The organism is Salinibacillus kushneri (assembly GCF_900111405.1).
GTDB lineage: Bacteria > Bacillota > Bacilli > Bacillales > Alkalibacillaceae > Salinibacillus > Salinibacillus kushneri.
Map to the genome: position 1 here is coordinate 368,335 of NZ_FOHJ01000002.1, position 18,900 is coordinate 387,234.

The following is an 18,900-nucleotide window of genomic DNA, read 5'->3' on the forward strand; positions in this document are numbered from 1 at the left end:
ATGCCTAGTTTTTTTGGTCAAGTGCCATTAGTTGAATGTCATGCATAGTGTAGTAATGAATACATTTTCCAAAGGAGTTGAGAATTTTGGAACATCATGAAACGCTGGCATGGCATGAATCACTTGAACTTCATGAAATCGTGGCCTTTAAATCTATTGGCATTATGAAAATGAAAATGGCCTTGCCCAATGTAACCGATCGGACTTTAAAAGGGTTATATCAACGAGGGATTCAGGAAAATCAAGAAGATCTTCGGGAATTAATAGAGTTTTATCGCCACGTCCCGATTCCAGATGACCGTAACGAAGAAGAACGAGTACAAGATACCCTTTTTGAGGGGGATCTGCTGGCTTTTACGAAAGCAGCTGTTCGTAATTATTCGATTGCCATTACAGAAACCGCCACTCCAGCTTTAAAAGAAGTCTTTACAAAACAGTTGAATTCAGCGATTAAATTGCATGATATGGTTTACCGTTATATGTATAAGCAGGGTCATTACCCTTCATATAATTTAAATAAGTTATTCTCCAATGACTTAAAGCTGGCACAAAGAGCATTATCTAAGTAAACGTGAAAGGGCTATCACTTGAGAGATAGCCCTTTTAAATTAAAGGTCAGGTTGTTGTTCGTGGCTTCGAAGGATCACAATTTGGAAGAGATACATCTGAGGATTCTGCCAGTTTGACTAAGTAATAGCATTCCTCTCGTGCCATATGGTCAGCCATTAACACGGAAAATGTTGATAATACCTGATCGCTTAATTCTAATTCTTCAATTTCCTCTAAAAATGCGCGAAATAAAGACATTTCCAGCTCAACTTCATTATTAAAGCGATGCAGTGCCGGGAAGGTTGTTAAACTGGTACGGAGATAACCTGTCATTTCAACGGCTTTCAAATAAAAACTCTTAAAATGCCTGGTGAACTCATTACTTTTCATTTTTAGCTTCTTTTCCACTCCGTCCATCTCATCATTAATTGCCCCTGCGTGACCGTATGCGTCCTGTAGCCATAAAAGGTGATGATGCAGCTCATGAAAAATAGGGACAGCTTCGCCCTTTTGTAAATACTTTAGAACTTGTAAGTACTCTTCAAGTTCGTTTACCATGTGGTTAATAAAAGTAGGAGATAAGTGGATCTTAATATTTCCAGTTAGGTGTCGTTCAATAATGGAGAGTTTAAACTTTCGAAAGCTTTTAACTACATCCTCCACTTCATTGGATAGAGACTTATAGGTTTCTGCCGTAGACATTTGACGGGCTTGAGACAGCCATTCATCAAATATATTTACGAATGAACGGGAGGATTCAATATCTTTTTGTTCAGCAGGGTACAGAGAGTCCCTGATAAACCGTGCATGATCACCTAAAACCTGAAGCCAAAACGTATGTTCAAAAGCAGCACTTTCCTGAAAAGACTTCAATAAATGATTCCTCCTTTTTTCAAAGTCAATGCCATTATATTCCTTCATAAGTTGTCCTAGTAACCTTTTCCTTAAGAGCCGGTATATTTTACTCTATATTTCAAAAGATAAGAGGTGAATCTATGTAGGAGGTGCAGCATGAGTCAAAAAAACAATCGGAAGAGAGAAAAATCCATAGCGGATAAGTATTATGAACCAGAGGATTATCAAAAACAGGATCAATTATCAGCGGGAATCGCAGAGACCCATGAGCAAGCAAGCGATACATTAACTGAAGGTACGATTGATGGAAAAATAGAAAGAGAAAATGGTGAGCGTGAAGATATTCCACGAAAAGGATATGAATAAATTTTAGGGAAGGCTGTTCCGGAGAGGGAGCAGCCAATTTTTACCGTTTAGATTTTTGAGGGGATATAATATGAAAGACGAAGTCATTGATACAAGCAGGGCCCGTGAATTGGTTAATAACCCCAATCCACGGGGGAATATTCTTTAGGACAGAGAGAGTCTTTCTTTAACTGTTAGCGAGCTAAGCTTACTGATTCAAGTTCACTGCTTATGCGGAAAGGACTCCCTCCGTTTTTCTGTCTTATTTTTTATTTTTACCCGGAAGTTTGTTAGAGGGATCATTTCTACCTTGACGTTTTCGGTTTTGTCTGTCTTTTCTTTGTTTGTCGTGGATTCTTTCTACAAAATCGTGGGTACTGTCCATGAATACTAAACCTCCTTACAATTGGTTTTGATTGTTACTATATCCCTGTAGCGTACAAAAAATGTATGGACTAAGAATGATTAAATAATGGAAATATGGAATTTTAAGAAGGTTACACTTGCTTTTTTGGGTCAAAAGCGTTAAAGTGGAATAAGCAAAATGAATTTGAAGAACGAATATTTACTTGATGACCTCTTTATAAAGGTAGGTAAAGTAAGTTACGGTTCAATTCTTTTGTAAGATATTTTTATAAGGAGGTCATTTTAAATGACTGGTACAGTAAAATGGTTTAATTCAGAAAAAGGCTTCGGCTTTATTGAGCGTGAAAGTGGAGACGATGTATTCGTACACTTCTCAGCTATTCAAGAAGAAGGATTCAAAACACTAGATGAAGGCCAAAGTGTTGAATTCGAAATCGTTGAAGGCGACCGCGGTCCACAAGCTGCAAACGTTGTTAAGCTTTAAGCTGATAAATAAAAAGCACATTCCACATTCCGTGGGATGTGCTTTTTTTACATATGATATAATGGATGTAAGATTTGAAAAGTGGAATGCTACATCGTTAGAGGAAAAGTTATTCCTAATAAAGAAAACGAAGTAGGAATAAAAATTATCCTACGTTTCTGTCTTATGAGTTAATAAAAAGAGAAGAATAGGAGGAATGTCAGTGTCTGAACAAAAAGGATGTATTAAGTGCGGTAGTACAGATGCCGGGAAAAGGATGTGGCGATGACGGGTACAGGTCTTTCGAAAATGTTTGATGTACAAAATAATCGTTTTACCGTTGTTTATTGTAAAAACTGTGGATATTCTGAGTTTTATAATCAGCAGGCATCAAAGGCGGGAAATGTTTTCGACTTTTTCTTCGGATAAAGGAAAGCATGATAAAAGGATCTTATAGAAAGCTGTTTTCTAAACTGCGATGGGTCGAGCAATGAGCAAAAAAAGACAGGAAAACATCCTGTAGAAATGAAGGTAGTCTTATGCAATGGATTCAAAAGGAATTTAACCAGTTAACAGCAAGGGAACTTTATACATTATTAAGAGAACGCGTTAATGTTTTTGTTGTCGAACAGAACTGTCCTTATCCTGAAATTGATGACTATGACCAGGATTCAACACATCTCTATTTAGAAGATGATGGGGAAGTTGCAGCTTATTGTCGCCTTCTTCCACATGATACGATCTACCATGAAGCCTCTATTGGGAGAATTCTTGTGAAGAATAAGTTTCGTAAGCAAGGATACGCAAAGGAATTGATGAAAAAGGCTTTAAGGATTATGATTGAAGATTGGGGAGAGTCTGAAATTAAACTTCACGCCCAATCGCACCTGCAAAATTTTTACGGTCAATACGGTTTTAAGACCATAACAGATGAATACTTAGATGATGGAATATTACATGTTGATATGATATTGCAGACCAAAAAGAAGTAAGTCAGGAATCCTTGACTTACTTCTTTTCTTTGAAACTTTTATTCTGTAACTTGTAAAAATATAGAATCATATTTTTGAATTAATTCCATATCTAAATCGGTAATTCCTTTAGCTTGCCATGAAGTAAGTTTGATCGTAACCACCTTATACTCAATGGAAATAAAGGGGTGATGATCCACTTCTTCTGATAATTCAGCGATTTCGTTCACAAACTGAACGCCTGTTAAGAACTCAGTAAAACGATATTTTTTAGTAAGCCAACGTCCGTCGTCAACGCTCCAGTCTGAAAGATAATCCAGTTGTTTTTCAATTTCCTCCGCTGGTAAACGCTCCATTTGATAACCCCTTCCATATCTAGCATCACAGTAATATTATAAGGGGAAAGCGGCCACTAAGTAAAACACATTTTTTCAATGAAATAGGATAACGTTCGACAAATACTATTTTAGTGATTTTCTTTGTTTACCAGGGTCACTTTCAAAACCAGAGCAAGATCTTTTTTTAACATTTCGTCCCTAAGTAAATCACCTTCTGCAGCTGACAGGGTCTTCATAGAGTTGCTTTTCGTACCTATAAAGCCTGCTAAGTACACAGGTTGATTTAATTTTAGTGTTTTATTTTCGTGAATGAAAGACTGAAAGGAATGGCCCTGAATATCAATATTAGGCTCATAAGTTTGTGTGGCGAGTCCAGAAGGGGTTCCTATCATCAAGTCCATAGTATTACGGTCGTTTTGTTTGAAGTTTATACCAAAGGATAAAATGGAATCGTTAAAATTTGAATTTAAAAATCCGGAACTTTTCATACCGCTTTTGGATTTTCCGTTTTCAAAGGTTTCTATTTCAAAGAGTAAATCTTTTTCTTTAGGAAGATTACCATTTAATGTGAAATAGTGGATGTCCGTAACTCCTGTTTTGTTAATTAATGTTTTCTCTTCTTCACTTAATTTGTGTGGACTAATGGTTAAAGTGGAGTTTGTTTGTGTGTCACCGCATGCACTCAATAAAAGAATACTTACGATACAAAAGTTAAAGAGTAACAATAATCTTTTTCGCATACTGCTGATATCCTTTCTAAGTAGCTATCCATATTATAACATGGAAAGTTATCAGAAAGGATTTCTGAAAAAAACTCAGGTATTTCGTTCCACATAATCATTTACAAGTTTTTCAATTTGCTGTTCGTCAGGTTTTTGACCCCCAAAAGAAAAGGTTAACTCTTCAATAAATTCTCCATCCCTATATACATGAATAGCTCCTTCCTGAAGACTAACGGCATATTCTACATCAAATTGAAAATCTCCTTGTTGAATCGCACCCATTTTATGACCTCCCATATAGTTTGTACATACTTTTCCCAGTTGAGGATAATTCTATTTAGCAGGAGGTGTAAAAATGCAGGAACGTGACAGACGAACCTATACCGGTGAACCATCATCTCATTTAGATGGCGAGAGGGAAGGCATATATCAGGATTCAACGGGTGTACAAGCTGGTGTGTCCATGGATGGGGATCCGAAAAAAGAAGTAAACAAGAATCCAAAGGATGCTACGATAAAAAGTGATCCTGAGATGCTGAAATTAAACAGAGTTATGAAAGGTAGAGATCAGTCTGCTGGAGATTCATAAGGAAGTACATCGTTTTTTCCCGGTGGCGAGCCAGTTGTATAGAAGTAATGCCTCGTTTTTTTCATTAATAAAACCTCATCGCTTCTTAATTTGAGCGATGAGGTATAAACGAGTCATTATTTTAGTATAGTTACTTCCACTTCTTGTACACCCCATTTATTGGCTTCAGCCTCTGAAGGAATGAACAGATCGATTCGATTCCCTTTAATCGCACTTCCGATATCTCCGGCAACAGCCTTACCATAGCCTTCCACGTAAAGCTTGGTTCCAAGTGGAATAACATTAGGGTCAACAGCAACCACTTTTTTATCAGGATTTTCTAATAGATCTATTCCGGTTTTAGTCACACCACTACAACCATCGCAATTAGCAGTGTAGGCTGTTGCCTTCATCGTTAGCGTACGCTCTTTCTCGCTCTTTAAAAGGTCTTGTCCAGTTAAGGATAACTCCGTTGAAAGTTGGCTATATTTTAATAGACTATTAATAGAACCGCCAATTTCAAAGGCTATATCACTTGTTGGCTCGTCCTTTGCCACTTCCAGAATCTTATCTTTATCATCAATTGTCTTGTTTGGATTTTCTTGTGCTAAAGTACTAGTTCCTAAAGTGAAAATGCTTAATATAAAAATAACGACTAAGGTTATTACTTTTTTCATGTTATGACCTCCTAACATTCGGTCATTATAACAGCCGTGCATTTCAATGCAATGACAACGGCTTAACAAAACTAATACAATTTAAATACAAAACGTAAATTAATGTAAAATTTATTGGGTATTAGTCCTTTTTTCTCTTGAGTAAAGGGGGTAAAAAGAGGAAAATGGCAGAGTGTTATTGTGCAAAAACTTTAAAAATTAAAGAGGAATATGGAAGATTTTAACGAATTAACCTAAATAGTGTACGATTTTAGCGAAAAAATCTAATCAATTATCTGACAATATTCCCATGATATATTATTTGAACAAAAAAAGACCTGGTGTCTACACCAGGCAAAGTTAAACGTCATATTGTTCAGTTTGAAGCAATTGGGGATTGCTTCTTGGATTGGAATGGAAAATAGTTCATTAAGAAAGGTGACACGTATTAACCATGTTTACGCTTAAGATACAGAGAAGTTATCCAGGTAAGGGCAATGGTTGCAATAAGTATACCAATCCCTAATGTGATAACATCTCCTTCAGTCGTTGTCATGGTCATCATACCCCTTTCAAACTTCATTTTGATAAACCTAATCATTTAAGCTAATTACAACACATTCTAACCGGAATTATAATAAACAAAAAATCTTATTTGGAAGGGAAATACTAGTTACTTAATAAACTGGTCCTGGATCTTTTCGGTCAAAAGTGACAACTTTAGAAGCTATTTCATTATCTGGGGTTAAATCTACATTCGAGAATGAAACAACTACTGTAAAAGCTAATAATAGTGTTACAACAACCTTCTTCATTATATTCACCCTTTCTATTAAGTTATCTATTATAGTTATATCAAAGATTCAATTTTTATGTTTTGGGCAAATTAGACTATTTTTCCCGAAAAAACATACTATTTTTACGTTTAGGTCGCTCAGACGTTAAAAGTTATGAAGATAGTAATATTTATTGTAATAAATTACCAAAAAATATTGGAAGAAGGTGATAATTTATGCTTATAAGTGGAAATATAGGAGAGAAAATTAAGGATTTAAGAGAATTTTATGGAATCTCTCAAAAAGATTTATGTGAAGGTATATGTTCCCAAGCCTATGTAAGTAGACTGGAAAAAGGTGAAATTAATGTTTCTGCTGATATTCTATTTATGCTTTCAAAACGCTTGGGAGTTGAAGTGAATTATTTCTTTGAGAATTACAAGTCCTCAAGGTCAGAATATGTAAGTGTTACTATGGATGAAATTCGAATTGCTACTTATAAAAAAGATTATGAGCATGTGGAAGAAATGGTAGAACTGGAACTAAAGAATCCTCTATTTAAAAACAATTTAGAAGGCAGGCAGTTTTTATTATGGCATCAAGGAATATGTAAGTTTGAATTAGGCAAAAGTATTGATGAAGCAATGTTCTATATCAATGAGGCTTTATCTTGTAGTTTGACCACCAATAAAAATTATTCTCAACGAGAGATAGAAATTTTGTTAACCAAAGCAATCATAATGCATTTGACAAACCGGTTTCAAGAAAGTAAAAAAATATATTTAGAACTTTTAGCGGCATTAAATAAAAATATTTATATAACTGACGAAAAAATATTCGTAAAAAGCTATTATAATTATACTCGCTTACTTGTAGATTTTAACGAATACGATGAAGCCTTAAAAAACGCCCGAATTGGGTTGCGTCATGCCAAAAAAGCTGATTTATTATATTTGCAAGGTGAATTATACTTTCAAATTGGAAGATGCTATGAACTAATGAAAGATTATAAAGAAGCTAAGGACAATTTTCAAATATCATCAAGTTGTTTTTATTTAAGTGAACAAAATGAATTATATGATTTAGTACTTGAGGCAGTAGATGAAATGGACGAACTAGAAGTTGAAATGATTAAAGATTAATAAGGGATAGTGAAAATTTAAATTTTGTTAATTTTTTGTAGAAAAACAATTAAAGTTTATATAGGAGGCTAAAAGGAAAACTTTATGTTACAATAGAAAGGTTGAATATTCATAAAGGTATTAAGAGGAGAGTTGTTCATGCAACATAGAGATGATTTGCGTAACATCGCGATAATTGCTCACGTAGACCATGGAAAAACAACCCTGGTTGACCAGCTGTTAACTTATTCTGGTACATTTCGTGAAAATGAACATGTCGATGAACGCGCTATGGATTCGAATGATTTAGAAAAAGAACGCGGAATTACAATTTTGTCCAAGAACACAGCCATTCATTATAAAGATACACGTATTAATATCCTCGATACACCAGGACACGCTGACTTTGGCGGGGAAGTTGAACGGATTATGAGTATGGTTGATGGGGTTTTGCTTGTAGTGGATGCCTATGAAGGCGTTATGCCCCAAACTCGTTTTGTGCTTAAAAAAGCATTGGAACAAAAGTTACGTCCTGTCGTTGTTTTAAATAAAATTGACCGTCCAAATGCCCGTCCTGAAGAGGTAGTAGATGAAGTTCTTGATTTATTTATCGAATTAGGCGCTGATGATGATCAGTTAGAATTTCCTGTTGTTTATTCTTCTGCGATTCAGGGAACTTCGGGTTATGAACCAGATGAATTAGGCGAAACGATGGACCCTATTTTCAAAACGATAATGGATCATGTTCCAGCTCCTGTAGAAAACTCCGATGAACCATTACAATTTCAGGTAACCTTGCTGGATTATAATGATTATGTCGGAAGAATTGGGGTAGGAAGAGTTTTCCGTGGAAGCATTAAAGTTGGAGATCAGGTATCTCTGATGAAGAAGGGTGGTTCGGTACGGAACTTTAGAGTTACCAAGCTATTTGGATTTATCGGGTTAAAGAGAATTGAAATTGAAGAAGGAAAAGCTGGTGACATTGTTGCTGTATCTGGGATGGAAGATATTAACGTAGGTGAGACGGTTTGTGCACCTGACAACCCAGAGCCATTGCCATTGCTAAGAATTGATGAACCAACCCTGCAAATGACTTTCCTTGTAAATAACAGTCCATTTGCCGGCAAGGAAGGAAAATATGTAACGGCTCGTCAAATTGAAGAGCGTTTAATGACACAATTAGAAACAGATGTGAGCCTGCGGGTAGAGCCTACCTCTTCCCCTGATGCATGGACTGTTTCAGGTCGTGGAGAACTCCATTTATCGATTTTAATTGAGAATATGCGCCGTGAGGGATATGAACTGCAGTTATCTAAGCCACAGGTAATCTTAAAAGAAATAGATGGACAAAAGTGTGAACCGGTTGAACATGTACAAGCTGACGTACCTGAAGATTATTCAGGCTCTGTCATTGAATCCCTTGGTTCCAGAAAAGGTGAAATGCTTGATATGGTTAATCAGGGAAATGGTCAAGTTCGCCTAGAGTTTAAAGTACCATCCCGTGGTCTTATCGGTTATGCAACAGAATTTATGAGTCAAACCAGAGGATATGGAATTCTCAATCATACGTTTGATGGATATGAGCCTGTCACTGCAGGTCAAGTAGGTGGCCGTCGTCGAGGTGTATTAGTTTCCTTGGAAAACGGTAAAACAACTACTTATAGTATTATGTCCCTAGAAGACCGTGGCGTTATCTTTGTTGAACCAGGAACAGATGTATATGCCGGGATGATTGTCGGGGAGCATAACCGGGAAAATGATTTAACCGTTAATATTACAAAAGAAAAGCATTTAACAAATGTACGGTCTGCTACGAAGGACCAAACCGCCACCATTCGAAGTACTCGAACATTATCCCTGGAAGAAGCCATCGAATATCTAGATGATGATGAATATTGCGAGGTTACACCAGAAAACGTTCGTCTTCGCAAAAAGATTTTAAATAAAAATGAGCGGGAAAAAGCGGCAAAAAGAAAGAAAGATTAAATAAGGGAGCCAAGGATTTCTGTAATCCTTGGCTCTTCGTTATTCTCCTGAAAAGGCAGGACCTCTTTTATCTAAAAAGGCTTGTATCCCTTCCTTATGATCATTCGTTTGACGCATTTTTTGTTGACCAATGGCTTCCTGATCAAGTATATGCATGAGCTTTGTTCGATTTTGTTCAGCATAAATCAGTTTTGTTTCAATCATGGCTTTGATTGGCTTACTACGTAACTGATCTATCTTTTGCTGGATGAAATCATTTAAATCAGGAACGGCTACTTCGTCTATTAATCCCAGTTTTTGAGCTTGTTCTGCTGAGAATTTCTGACCTTCCCAAATCGTGTGTTTGGCCCTTACTTCACCCAGTCGCTGCTCCATAAAAAAGTGCCCTGCTCCATCAGGAATTAAGCCAATTCCAATAAAGTTCATCGCCACATTTGCTTTCTTATCTGCAATTACATAGTCACTTGCTAAAGCCAGACTAAGACCCAAACCAGCCGCTGCACCATTAATGGCACTAATAGTAATAGCGGGCAGTGTATAAAGCGTAATCATTATATCCTTAATCGTTTTCATAATATCATGAAAAACGTCAGCATCTGACTGCAGTAACATCGTTTTGATATCACCACCCGCTGAAAAGGCCTTCCCTTCACCGGTTATGACCAGTACATTTGCTTCACTTTCTTTTACTCTTTGTAAGCCATTAAGTAACTCATTTAACAGTTCAACGTTCATGGCATTCATGCTTTCCGGTCGATTTAGTGTTAAAGTTGCTGTTTTTTCTTCGATGGATAGTAAAACGGAATTAGACATAAAAGTATCACCTCTTCTTTTATCTATTATGTAATTTAAACGCATACATAGCTAATAGATATATTATTCTATTATGGTAATCAATATTCCTACTAGAATTATTTGAATAAAATAAAAAAAGAGCCGTTTATGACTCTTTTATAGGTAATCCTCTACTCTAAACGTATTCGAATAAAATTGGTGAGTAAGCTGATAATATTCTCCGGCTTTTTTATATTGACGATTATGGAAGTGAATGTCTCCGATTAATTTATAAAGACGCAGAAGTTCATATTGATCCCCAGATTCCTTGAAGTAAGGGATAATTTCCTTTTGAAGCTTTTCAATGAATTGAGTATCATAGATTTGCTGATTTTTCTTTGCTTCTATAATATAAAACTTATATAAATATCTACGGGAATTTATTTTTTCCGCCAGGTCTAACCCAAATTTGACCGTCTCTTCAAATTGATCTAAATCAAGTATTGTATAATAAACTAAACTAAGTACATAAATGGTTTCCGCCTGTTCCTCCTCAGATTCACTTTGTTCAAGTGAATCTCTCAAATGTTGAATAGCCTTTTCATACTTTTTTTGCTGATAATATATATAACCAAGATTATGATATATTAAAGATTTATATTGTGGTGTTATATTTAATTCTTCTTTTTTTAGTTTTAATAATTCGTTTTCTGCAAAACCGTACTCACCAATTCTAATATAGAGAGTTGAAATAAGAATAAAGGTTTTCGTTATAGTAGTCAGGTCATAATTCATTTGAGCCTCATGTAGAGCTTTAAATGCATTATGAAGTGACTTATATAATTGATCAGCTCGACTATAATAGACAGCTAAATTGTAGTAAAGAGATAAATCTATTAAATCGATAGATGGATAAACTTTTTCTGCTTCTTTAAGGGACTCTAATGCACTAACTAAATCATTTTTGTTATAAAAATATATTGATTCTAATTTGTGAAAATAGTAATAAGTTAATGGGTTGAATAATTCCTGCATTTCTCGTAGTTGTCTATAATGAGATGTTATGATTTTATTGTCTTTTTCAAAAGCTAATAGATAGCCAAATTCGATAGTTAAAAATAAATACTTTATTACATGGTTATTAGTCCCTTGGTAAATTTTTTGTAAATTCTTATATTCGCTTTGTGCTCTTTTATAATCATTGTCTTTTATGTGGTTATACCACTCCAGGATACGCTTTTCTACATCCTGGCTATCTTCCTGTATATCTAAGGTGATGTGAAGGCGTTCTCCTAAAAGAGATAGTACATCCTGACTAGGTTCGATGGTTTCGTTTTCTATTTTACTTAGATAGGAAACCGAGCATATTCCAGCAGCTAATTCTTTTTGAGTCATCTCTTTTCTTGTACGATGATATTTAATCAATTTTCCTTGAAACATTCACATCATTCCTGGATAAAATTTTCATTAATATTTACTATAATAAATCCATTTTACTAGTAAAATATATCTAAAACAATGAAATGGATTAATGTTATTCTATTTATATTTTTCTTAAGATTTTGCTTAAGGTCAAGGAAAAATCCATATAGTTTAAATTTGAGGATATAAATCAGCCTGATCATTTTCATTTAAACCCGATAATACTTATCTATACTGGGTAGTTGTTTGGCAAACGGATACTGCCAAAAATAAAACGATTATCTGATATTTCGTAGTTGTTTTTTTAGGAAGTCCATAGTATATTAGAATCAAAAGTGAATGAGTTTGCCACAAAGGGGAGCCAATTGGCTGAGATTGAACGATGAAGTTCTTGACCCTTTGAACCTGTCAAGCTAGTACTTGCGTAGGGATTGTGGTGTTAAGGACAGTTTGTTTTGTAGCTTAAGCAAAGTATTGCGCGTCCTTGCGCCATACTTTGCTTTTTTATGTATTAAATCAATACGCTATGTGGCGACCTTCACTTTCATTATTAGATTGGGGAGGAATTAAGTTGACAACAAATCAGTCTAAAGTGTTATTTATTGTGGAGATTGCCATCTTTACAGCCTTAGCTTTATTATTTGATGAGCTATCTAAATTTTTAACGGGGCGTTTCTGGCCTCAAGGCGGGTCTGTATCGATAGGAATGCTTCCTGTATTAATTATGGCTTTTCGATGGGGAATAAAAGGCGGGCTGCTATCCGGATTTCTATTTGGAGGATTACAGCTTCTATTAGGGGCATCTATATATCATCCTGTTCAAGGCTTCATTGACTATTTCTTAGCCTTTACACTAGTAGGTGTTGCGGGGATGTTTGCAAAACAGGTGAAAGAAGGAATAACAGAAGGAAAGTCTTTGAAATGGATATCTTTTATGATTATGGGGACGATTTTGGGAGGCTTTCTCCGTTTCCTATGTCACTTTGTAGCAGGGATTGTTTTCTTTTCATCCTTTGCGGGTGATCAGCCAGTTGTTATTTATTCACTTTTATATAATGGTGGATATATGAGCTTTTCTGTTTTATTCTGTATGATTCTATTAACTCTATTAATTCCAGCTTTACCTAAAAAATATTTTCAATCATCTCCTGAAGCCTATAGTCTTAAAGGCTGATTTCCCATATTAATTGTGAAGAGTTGTCCTTTAATGGGCAGCTCTTTTATTATCAGCTTTTAAGTTCTTTTAATACAGAGACACCATTATCTTTAGACACCAGGCTTGTTAACCATGGGTGTTGGTTTCCTCTCAATTGCTCTCGCTTTCCGTGAGTGATGATCCGGGAGCTATCTGGGCATACGTCTGTGTGGTCTCCCATATACCGCTCTTCCCGCAGGAGTCTCAGCACTTCCGCTCCAATATACTTGGTAAAAATCATAATAACCTTTAACACAATCAGTCACTAAAAATGACGCAAATACCTATAGGATTCAGTGTTTCAACGGCACCAATGATGTAAGCGGTTACTTAATATCTGATTAATAAAAATTATCAGAATTTTTTCGAATTACCGGTTGACCTCCAACTAAAATGGCGTTATGATTATCGACAATATTAATAAAACTACATGAAGAAACCCATAACAATCAGAGTATAAAAGCCCTTTACAACTTCAAAATATTGATTTTAAGAGAAGGGGTTATTTTTGAACTTTTATACTTTAATGCGTTAACGCTTTTATGCGATTCATTACAAATATATTAAGAGAGGAGTGTCGTATATGGGTGATCAGTGGATTTATTTAAGTGGCGAATACGTTCGCAAAGAAGATGCCGTTATTTCTGTATATGATCATGGTTTTTTGTATGGAGATGGGGTATTCGAAGGTATTCGTGTTTACAGTGGCAATGTTTTTAAATTAGAAGAACATCTTAATCGTCTTTATGAATCAGCTCATTCTGTAATGCTTGATATCCCTTATGCAAAGGAGGATTTTAAGCAGATTATTGTGAACACTGTTCGCAAAAACAACCTGGAGAATGCCTATATACGTGTTGTGGTCTCTCGAGGCAAAGGTAATCTTGGTCTAGACCCGGATTTATGCCAGGAACCCCGCATCGTAGTGATCGCAGAAGCACTCGCTCTTTATCCAGAAGAACTATATGAACGTGGCCTTAAGCTGGCATCGGTTGCTTCACGAAGGAATCGTCCGGATGTATTAAGTCCACAAATTAAGTCATTAAATTATTTAAATAATATATTAGTTAAACAAGAATCAAAGCAGGCTGGTGCAGATGAAGCACTTATGTTAAATGACCAGGGATATGTTACGGAATGCTCCGGAGATAACATTTTCATTGTAAAAAATGGAACTATATATACTCCACCTATCTATTTAGGTGCGCTTGAGGGAATCACAAGAAATGCCATCATCGACTTAGCAAAAGAAAATGGCTATGAGTTAAAAGAACAGCCATTTACCCGACACGATGTTTTTGTAGCAGATGAAGTCTTTTTAACTGGTACGGCAGCTGAAGTAATTTCGGTTGTAGAAGTTGACCAGCGCCCTATCAATGGTGGGAAAATTGGCAGCATCACAAAACATCTCTTACAGGAATTTAGAAAACTTGTTTTAATAGATGGTGTTCAATGCTATCCAGAAAAGAAAAAGAATGTCGAGGCAATATAAGGGGGCTCCACAATGAGAAGTGACATGATCAAAAAAGGAATCGATCGTGCCCCGCATCGAAGTTTATTGCATGCAACAGGGGTTAAAACCAGTGATATAGGTAAACCATTTATTGGAGTTTGTAACTCCTATGTGGATATTATTCCTGGCCATAGGCATTTAAATGAATTTGGAAAGGTAGTAAAAGAGGCCATTCGGGAAGCAGGAGGCATTCCATTCGAGTTTAATACCATTGGGGTAGATGATGGGATTGCCATGGGGCATATTGGAATGCGTTATTCGCTTCCAAGCAGGGAAGTGATAGCCGACAGTGCTGAAACAGTAATTAATGCCCATTGGTTTGATGGCGTTTTTTATATCCCAAACTGTGACAAAATCACTCCAGGCATGTTAATGGCAGCAGCACGTACCAATGTTCCGTCGGTATTCGTTTCAGGAGGCCCGATGGAAGGTGGCGTCTCACCAAGTGGAGATCATCTATCACTTGTTTCCATGTTTGAGGGAGTAGGAGCTTATAAATCAGGAACAATGACCAAACAGGAATTATCACAAATGGAACAGCTGGCATGCCCGACATGTGGATCGTGCTCAGGTATGTTTACGGCAAATTCCATGAACTGCTTAATGGAAATGCTCGGTTTAACAGTCCCGGGGAATGGAACCATTGTTGCTACCTCCCAAGAACGCCATGACCTAATTTACCAAGCAGCATATCACTTAGTTGATTTGGTTAAGAAGGATATCCGCCCACGAGATATTTTAACAAAAGAAACCTTTGATGATGCGTTTGCTTTAGATATGGCAATGGGTGGTTCAACCAATACGGTACTTCATACTTTAGCCATTGCGCATGAAGCAGGCGTTGAATATGACTTAAAATCGGTTAACGACATTGCAGAAAAAGTTCCGTATTTGTCCAAAATCAGCCCAGCATCTGACTATACTATGCACGATGTTCACCTGGCTGGTGGTGTAAGTGCAATTATCAATGAGCTTTGCCAAATTGATGGACTCATTCACAAAGATCGAATCACGGTTACAGGAAAATCAATCTATGAAAATGTGAAAGATGCGGAAATTAAAAATGATAAAGTAATTCGTACAAAAGAGAATGCGTATAGTCCCGTTGGCGGTTTATCCATTTTATACGGAAATATCGCCCCAGATGGTGCTGTCATTAAAGTTGGTGCTGTGGATCCTTCGATTAAAAAATTTCTGGGTGATGCCATTGTTTTCAATTCTCAAGAGGAGGCTCAGAAAGGAATTGATAATGGTACCGTTCAGGCCGGTCATGTTGTAGTCATTCGCTATGAAGGTCCAAAGGGTGGTCCGGGAATGCCGGAAATGCTGGCTCCAACATCATCGATTGCCGGTCGTGGTCTTGGAAAGGAAGTTGCTTTAATTACTGATGGACGTTTCTCAGGAGCTACACGAGGTATATCAGTTGGTCATATTTCCCCTGAAGCAGCTGAGGGAGGACCGATTGCTTTAGTTGAAAATGGGGATGGCATCATGATTGATTTGGAGACACGGTCGATTGAATTATTAGTAGACGAGGAGGAGTTGGCAGAAAGGAGAAAAAATTGGAAAAAGCCAGATCCAAAAATTCAATCCGGTTATTTAGCTAAGTACTCCAAACTAGTTACTTCCGCAAATACCGGAGGAGTAATGAAAATATAAAACGTTATTTTAAAGCGATGACGGGAACAAAGGAATGGGGTTATTGTATTCCCAGAGATCCGGGGATGGTGGAAGCCCGGAAATACAACTCATTCCGACATCGTCCCTGAGTGTTAAGCTGAACGGATTTATCTCATTAGGCTTAGCCGGGTGTTTCCAGAACACTCGTTAACAAAGAGGCTCCTGTTAGCTTCATGAGACAGCGTTTGTGAGAATGCTGTGAAAAAGGGTGGTACCGTGAAAAGTAAAAGACCTTTTCTCCCCTTATATTCTGCCAATGTGTTTTGCAGAGTGTAGGGAGAAAGGGTCTTTTTTAACTTTTTAACAACTATTTTTAAAAGAAAAGGCTAATAAGTGATTAGGAGGGATTAAAAAGTGAGCGTTGAAGCAAAGGCGGGCACGCGTACAGAAACAAATACCAGGACTGGTGCAGATTTGCTCGTGGAATCTTTAATTCGTGAGGGTGTTGATACGTTATTCGGTTATCCAGGAGGGGCTGTTTTACCGATTTATGATGCCTTATATAAAGCAAAGGAATCCTTTCATCATGTTTTAAGCCGCCATGAACAAGGAGCTATTCATGCAGCGGAAGGCTATGCACGTGTTTCGGGTAAACCTGGTGTTGTCATTGCTACTTCTGGTCCAGGGGCTACGAATTTAGTTACTGGCATAACGGATGCCATGATGGATTCGTTACCGCTTGTTGTTTTTACTGGTCAGGTTGCTCGACATGTCATTGGTACCGATGCCTTTCAGGAAGCGGATGTTATGGGGATTACGACGCCCATTACGAAGCATAATTACCAGGTTCAATCAATGAGTGATTTGCCCCGAATTGTAAAAGAAGCCTTTCATATTGCAACTACGGGGAGAAAAGGTCCTGTATTAGTAGATATTCCAAAAGATATTGCTGCCAGTTTACAAGAGGATTCATATGATACCACGTTTCAACTACCTGGCTATCAGCCGACAACAAAACCGAATCCCTTACAAATTAAAAAGTTGGCAGATGCTATCGCAAAGGCGAAAAAACCTGTTTTGCTCGCGGGTGCAGGTGTGCTGCATGGGAAAGCATCCAGCTCATTAAAAGCCTTTGCTGTCAAATATTCGCTGCCAGTTACAACGACCTTGCTCGGTTTGGGAAGTTTTCCGGGAGACCATAAATTATCGCTTGGAATGGCAGGAATGCACGGCACATATGCTGCAAACATGGCTTTATATGAGTGTGATCTGCTCATTAATATCGGCGCTCGCTTTGATGACCGGCTAACAGGTAATCTTAAACACTTTGCCAAATATGCAACTGTTGCCCATATTGATATCGATCCAGCGGAAATCGGTAAAAATGTCGAAACAAAAATTCCTATTGTTTCTGACTCTAAAGAAGCTCTTACTGAAATGCATTCTATGATTCAGGAAAGCCCAAGGCATCAAGATTGGCTGGAGCAATTGGAGGCATATAAAAAAGAGTATCCATTATTTTATGAAAATGCCGATAAAGAAGTGTCACCGCAGTGGTTAGTAGAGGCCATTTATAAGGAGACAGAAGGAAAGGCCATTATTACAACCGATGTGGGACAGCATCAAATGTGGGCAGCCCAATACTATACGTTTGCAAATCCTGATAAATGGGTGACCTCAGGTGGACTTGGAACAATGGGCTTTGGCTTTCCTGCAGCCATTGGAGCTCAATTAGCTAAACCTGATGAAACGGTTGTAGCCTTAGTTGGCGATGGTGGATTCCAAATGACTTTGCAGGAGCTATCCCTATTACAAGATAAAGGTTTACCTGTAAAAGTCATCATTATGAATAATGAGGCATTAGGAATGGTGAGACAGTGGCAGGAATCGTTTTATGAAGAACGTTACTCCGAATCACTTCTGCCTGTTCAACCGGATTTTGTGAAATTAGCCGAAAGCTACCACATACGCGGATTTAAGGTGGAAACAAAGGATGAGCTTGAGCAGGTTATGCCGGAAGTGTTTGCCTACAGTGGGCCAGTCGTACTTGATTGTCGAGTTCTGAATCTTGAAAATGTTTATCCAATGATTGCTCCAGGCAAAGGACTTCACGAAATGATAGGGGTGAAACCATGAGGAGAATTATCACGGCAACTGTACAAAACCGAAGTGGTGTGCTCAACCGTGTAACGGGATTGCTTCACAAAAGACAATTTAACATTGAAAGCATTTCAGTGGGACGTACTGAAACAGAAAGTATTTCAAAAATGACGTTCGTTGTAGAAGTACCGGATTTTCAAAAGCTTGAGCAAATGATTAAACAGCTTCATAAACAGATTGATGTTTTAAAAGTATCGGACATTACAGATAAGGCCATCGTTGCTCGGGAATTAGCATTAATTAAAGTGGTTAGTAACAGTCAAATAAGAAATGAAATTCAGGGAATTATTGAACCATTCCGCGCGTCTATTATAGATGTCAGTCGGGATAGTCTTACGGTACAGGTAACAGGAAAGACAGACAAAGTAGAGGCTTTAATTGAATTGCTTCGTCCCTATGGTATTAAAGAATTAGCAAGGACTGGATTAACAGCGTTCCTTCGCGGGCACCAGCCACAAGTAACTGAGATTCCCGATTATTCAATATTAAAATAATTTTTA

The 18,900-nt window shown here is 37.2% G+C and carries 20 protein-coding genes, 2 pseudogenes and 1 riboswitch; of the genes and pseudogenes, 13 read left to right on the plus strand and 9 right to left on the minus strand.

Going from position 1 to position 18,900, the window contains the following annotated elements:
• Window positions 1-86 precede the first annotated feature (86 nt).
• Window positions 87-569 carry a spore coat protein gene (locus BMX63_RS04365; RefSeq protein WP_093132340.1) on the plus strand — a complete coding sequence of 161 codons (483 nt, stop codon included), beginning with the start codon at window positions 87-89 and terminating at the stop codon, window positions 567-569.
• 46 nt (window positions 570-615) lie between these two features.
• On the opposite strand, the gene BMX63_RS04370 is transcribed toward BMX63_RS04365, so the two are convergent.
• Entirely contained in the window at window positions 616-1,422 is an 807-nt protein-coding gene (locus BMX63_RS04370; protein ID WP_093132342.1) for a DUF2935 domain-containing protein, read from the minus strand.
• Window positions 1,423-1,560: 138 nt separating this feature from the next.
• On the opposite strand from BMX63_RS04370, the gene BMX63_RS04375 reads away from it, so the two are divergent.
• Window positions 1,561-1,770, plus strand: coding sequence for a YozQ family protein (locus BMX63_RS04375; RefSeq protein WP_093132344.1), 210 nt, complete (start codon window positions 1,561-1,563; stop codon window positions 1,768-1,770).
• A gap of 241 nt (window positions 1,771-2,011) precedes the next feature.
• On the opposite strand, the gene BMX63_RS04380 is transcribed toward BMX63_RS04375, so the two are convergent.
• The gene (locus BMX63_RS04380) at window positions 2,012-2,134 is read right to left on the minus strand and encodes a DUF4023 domain-containing protein (protein WP_093132346.1); all 123 of its coding nucleotides are present in this window, start codon (window positions 2,132-2,134) and stop codon (window positions 2,012-2,014) included.
• 267 nt (window positions 2,135-2,401) lie between these two features.
• Between BMX63_RS04380 and BMX63_RS04385 the strand changes: the two genes are divergently transcribed.
• The 3 genes and pseudogenes from BMX63_RS04385 to BMX63_RS04395 all read left to right on the plus strand — a co-directional run bounded on the left by BMX63_RS04385 (window position 2,402) and on the right by BMX63_RS04395 (window position 3,570).
• On the plus strand, window positions 2,402-2,599 hold the full coding sequence (locus tag BMX63_RS04385) for a cold shock domain-containing protein (RefSeq protein ID WP_093132348.1): 198 nt from the start codon (window positions 2,402-2,404) through the stop codon (window positions 2,597-2,599).
• Between the two features lie 196 nt (window positions 2,600-2,795).
• Window positions 2,796-3,007, plus strand: a pseudogene (locus BMX63_RS04390) (zinc ribbon domain-containing protein).
• Window positions 3,008-3,117: 110 nt separating this feature from the next.
• Window positions 3,118-3,570: a GNAT family N-acetyltransferase gene (locus BMX63_RS04395; RefSeq protein WP_093132350.1), complete on the plus strand. Its 453-nt coding sequence runs from the start codon at window positions 3,118-3,120 to the stop codon at window positions 3,568-3,570.
• Window positions 3,571-3,608: 38 nt separating this feature from the next.
• Here BMX63_RS04395 and BMX63_RS04400 read toward each other — a convergent pair whose 3' ends face one another.
• From BMX63_RS04400 to BMX63_RS04410, 3 genes are all read right to left on the minus strand, one after another.
• Window positions 3,609-3,905 (minus strand): 4a-hydroxytetrahydrobiopterin dehydratase, encoded by a 297-nt coding sequence (locus BMX63_RS04400; RefSeq protein WP_093132352.1) that lies wholly within the window; start codon window positions 3,903-3,905, stop codon window positions 3,609-3,611.
• Window positions 3,906-4,015: 110 nt separating this feature from the next.
• Window positions 4,016-4,627 carry a hypothetical protein gene (locus BMX63_RS04405; RefSeq protein ID WP_093132354.1) on the minus strand — a complete coding sequence of 204 codons (612 nt, stop codon included), beginning with the start codon at window positions 4,625-4,627 and terminating at the stop codon, window positions 4,016-4,018.
• Window positions 4,628-4,702: 75 nt separating this feature from the next.
• Window positions 4,703-4,891 (minus strand): DUF5370 family protein, encoded by a 189-nt coding sequence (locus BMX63_RS04410; protein ID WP_093132356.1) that lies wholly within the window; start codon window positions 4,889-4,891, stop codon window positions 4,703-4,705.
• A gap of 73 nt (window positions 4,892-4,964) precedes the next feature.
• Here BMX63_RS04410 and BMX63_RS04415 point away from each other — a divergent pair, with 73 nt between their 5' ends.
• Window positions 4,965-5,198, plus strand: a complete 234-nt coding sequence (locus tag BMX63_RS04415) for a hypothetical protein (protein ID WP_093132358.1) — start codon at window positions 4,965-4,967, stop codon at window positions 5,196-5,198.
• Between the two features lie 116 nt (window positions 5,199-5,314).
• Here BMX63_RS04415 and BMX63_RS18830 read toward each other — a convergent pair.
• Together BMX63_RS18830 and BMX63_RS17915 are read right to left on the minus strand one after the other, a co-directional pair.
• Window positions 5,315-5,596, minus strand: a pseudogene (locus tag BMX63_RS18830) (3D domain-containing protein); the annotation flags it as partial.
• A 914-nt stretch (window positions 5,597-6,510) separates the two neighbouring features.
• Entirely contained in the window at window positions 6,511-6,648 is a 138-nt protein-coding gene (locus tag BMX63_RS17915) for a hypothetical protein (protein ID WP_177167177.1), read from the minus strand.
• 197 nt (window positions 6,649-6,845) lie between these two features.
• Between BMX63_RS17915 and BMX63_RS04425 the strand changes: the two genes are divergently transcribed.
• Both BMX63_RS04425 and typA read left to right on the plus strand, forming a co-directional pair.
• Window positions 6,846-7,751, plus strand: a complete 906-nt coding sequence (locus BMX63_RS04425) for a helix-turn-helix domain-containing protein (RefSeq protein ID WP_093132362.1) — start codon at window positions 6,846-6,848, stop codon at window positions 7,749-7,751.
• A gap of 138 nt (window positions 7,752-7,889) precedes the next feature.
• Window positions 7,890-9,716 (plus strand): translational GTPase TypA, encoded by a 1,827-nt coding sequence (gene typA, locus BMX63_RS04430; RefSeq protein ID WP_093132364.1) that lies wholly within the window; start codon window positions 7,890-7,892, stop codon window positions 9,714-9,716.
• Window positions 9,717-9,755: 39 nt separating this feature from the next.
• Here typA and BMX63_RS04435 read toward each other — a convergent pair whose 3' ends face one another.
• The gene (locus tag BMX63_RS04435; RefSeq protein ID WP_093132366.1) at window positions 9,756-10,529 is read right to left on the minus strand and encodes an enoyl-CoA hydratase; all 774 of its coding nucleotides are present in this window, start codon (window positions 10,527-10,529) and stop codon (window positions 9,756-9,758) included.
• 138 nt (window positions 10,530-10,667) lie between these two features.
• A complete protein-coding gene (locus tag BMX63_RS04440; RefSeq protein WP_093132368.1) occupies window positions 10,668-11,930 on the minus strand; it encodes a helix-turn-helix domain-containing protein in 1,263 nt (420 codons plus the stop codon).
• Window positions 11,931-12,256: 326 nt separating this feature from the next.
• A riboswitch (TPP riboswitch) is annotated at window positions 12,257-12,360 on the plus strand.
• Window positions 12,361-12,483: 123 nt separating this feature from the next.
• Here BMX63_RS04440 and thiT point away from each other — a divergent pair.
• From thiT to ilvN, 5 genes are all read left to right on the plus strand, one after another.
• Window positions 12,484-13,086 carry an energy-coupled thiamine transporter ThiT gene (gene thiT, locus BMX63_RS04445; RefSeq protein ID WP_245732715.1) on the plus strand — a complete coding sequence of 201 codons (603 nt, stop codon included), beginning with the start codon at window positions 12,484-12,486 and terminating at the stop codon, window positions 13,084-13,086.
• Window positions 13,087-13,690: 604 nt separating this feature from the next.
• A complete protein-coding gene (gene ilvE, locus BMX63_RS04450) occupies window positions 13,691-14,599 on the plus strand; it encodes a branched-chain-amino-acid transaminase (RefSeq protein ID WP_093132370.1) in 909 nt (302 codons plus the stop codon).
• 12 nt (window positions 14,600-14,611) lie between these two features.
• On the plus strand, window positions 14,612-16,279 hold the full coding sequence (gene ilvD, locus BMX63_RS04455) for a dihydroxy-acid dehydratase (protein WP_093132372.1): 1,668 nt from the start codon (window positions 14,612-14,614) through the stop codon (window positions 16,277-16,279).
• 375 nt (window positions 16,280-16,654) lie between these two features.
• Window positions 16,655-18,376: an acetolactate synthase large subunit gene (ilvB, locus tag BMX63_RS04460; RefSeq protein WP_093132374.1), complete on the plus strand. Its 1,722-nt coding sequence runs from the start codon at window positions 16,655-16,657 to the stop codon at window positions 18,374-18,376.
• Window positions 18,373-18,894, plus strand: coding sequence for an acetolactate synthase small subunit (ilvN, locus tag BMX63_RS04465; RefSeq protein WP_093132376.1), 522 nt, complete (start codon window positions 18,373-18,375; stop codon window positions 18,892-18,894). The genes ilvB and ilvN overlap by 4 nt, the downstream gene beginning before the upstream one ends.
• Window positions 18,895-18,900 lie beyond the last annotated feature (6 nt).

Bases quoted from the DNA above. Each gene is read 5' to 3' on its own strand.
- ilvN (WP_093132376.1), top strand. From the start codon at position 18,373: ATGAGGAGAATTATCACGGCAACTGTACAAAACCGAAGTGGTGTGCTC.
- typA (WP_093132364.1), top strand. From the start codon at position 7,890: ATGCAACATAGAGATGATTTGCGTAACATCGCGATAATTGCTCACGTA.
- BMX63_RS04380 (WP_093132346.1), bottom strand. From the start codon at position 2,134: ATGGACAGTACCCACGATTTTGTAGAAAGAATCCACGACAAACAAAGA.
- BMX63_RS04415 (WP_093132358.1), top strand. From the start codon at position 4,965: ATGCAGGAACGTGACAGACGAACCTATACCGGTGAACCATCATCTCAT.
- BMX63_RS04435 (WP_093132366.1), bottom strand. From the start codon at position 10,529: ATGTCTAATTCCGTTTTACTATCCATCGAAGAAAAAACAGCAACTTTA.
- BMX63_RS04425 (WP_093132362.1), top strand. From the start codon at position 6,846: ATGCTTATAAGTGGAAATATAGGAGAGAAAATTAAGGATTTAAGAGAA.
- BMX63_RS04395 (WP_093132350.1), top strand. From the start codon at position 3,118: ATGCAATGGATTCAAAAGGAATTTAACCAGTTAACAGCAAGGGAACTT.
- BMX63_RS17915 (WP_177167177.1), bottom strand. From the start codon at position 6,648: ATGAAGAAGGTTGTTGTAACACTATTATTAGCTTTTACAGTAGTTGTT.
- BMX63_RS04410 (WP_093132356.1), bottom strand. From the start codon at position 4,891: ATGGGTGCGATTCAACAAGGAGATTTTCAATTTGATGTAGAATATGCC.
- BMX63_RS04405 (WP_093132354.1), bottom strand. From the start codon at position 4,627: ATGCGAAAAAGATTATTGTTACTCTTTAACTTTTGTATCGTAAGTATT.
- BMX63_RS04400 (WP_093132352.1), bottom strand. From the start codon at position 3,905: ATGGAGCGTTTACCAGCGGAGGAAATTGAAAAACAACTGGATTATCTT.
- BMX63_RS04440 (WP_093132368.1), bottom strand. From the start codon at position 11,930: ATGTTTCAAGGAAAATTGATTAAATATCATCGTACAAGAAAAGAGATG.
- BMX63_RS04385 (WP_093132348.1), top strand. From the start codon at position 2,402: ATGACTGGTACAGTAAAATGGTTTAATTCAGAAAAAGGCTTCGGCTTT.
- BMX63_RS04375 (WP_093132344.1), top strand. From the start codon at position 1,561: ATGAGTCAAAAAAACAATCGGAAGAGAGAAAAATCCATAGCGGATAAG.
- ilvD (WP_093132372.1), top strand. From the start codon at position 14,612: ATGAGAAGTGACATGATCAAAAAAGGAATCGATCGTGCCCCGCATCGA.
- ilvE (WP_093132370.1), top strand. From the start codon at position 13,691: ATGGGTGATCAGTGGATTTATTTAAGTGGCGAATACGTTCGCAAAGAA.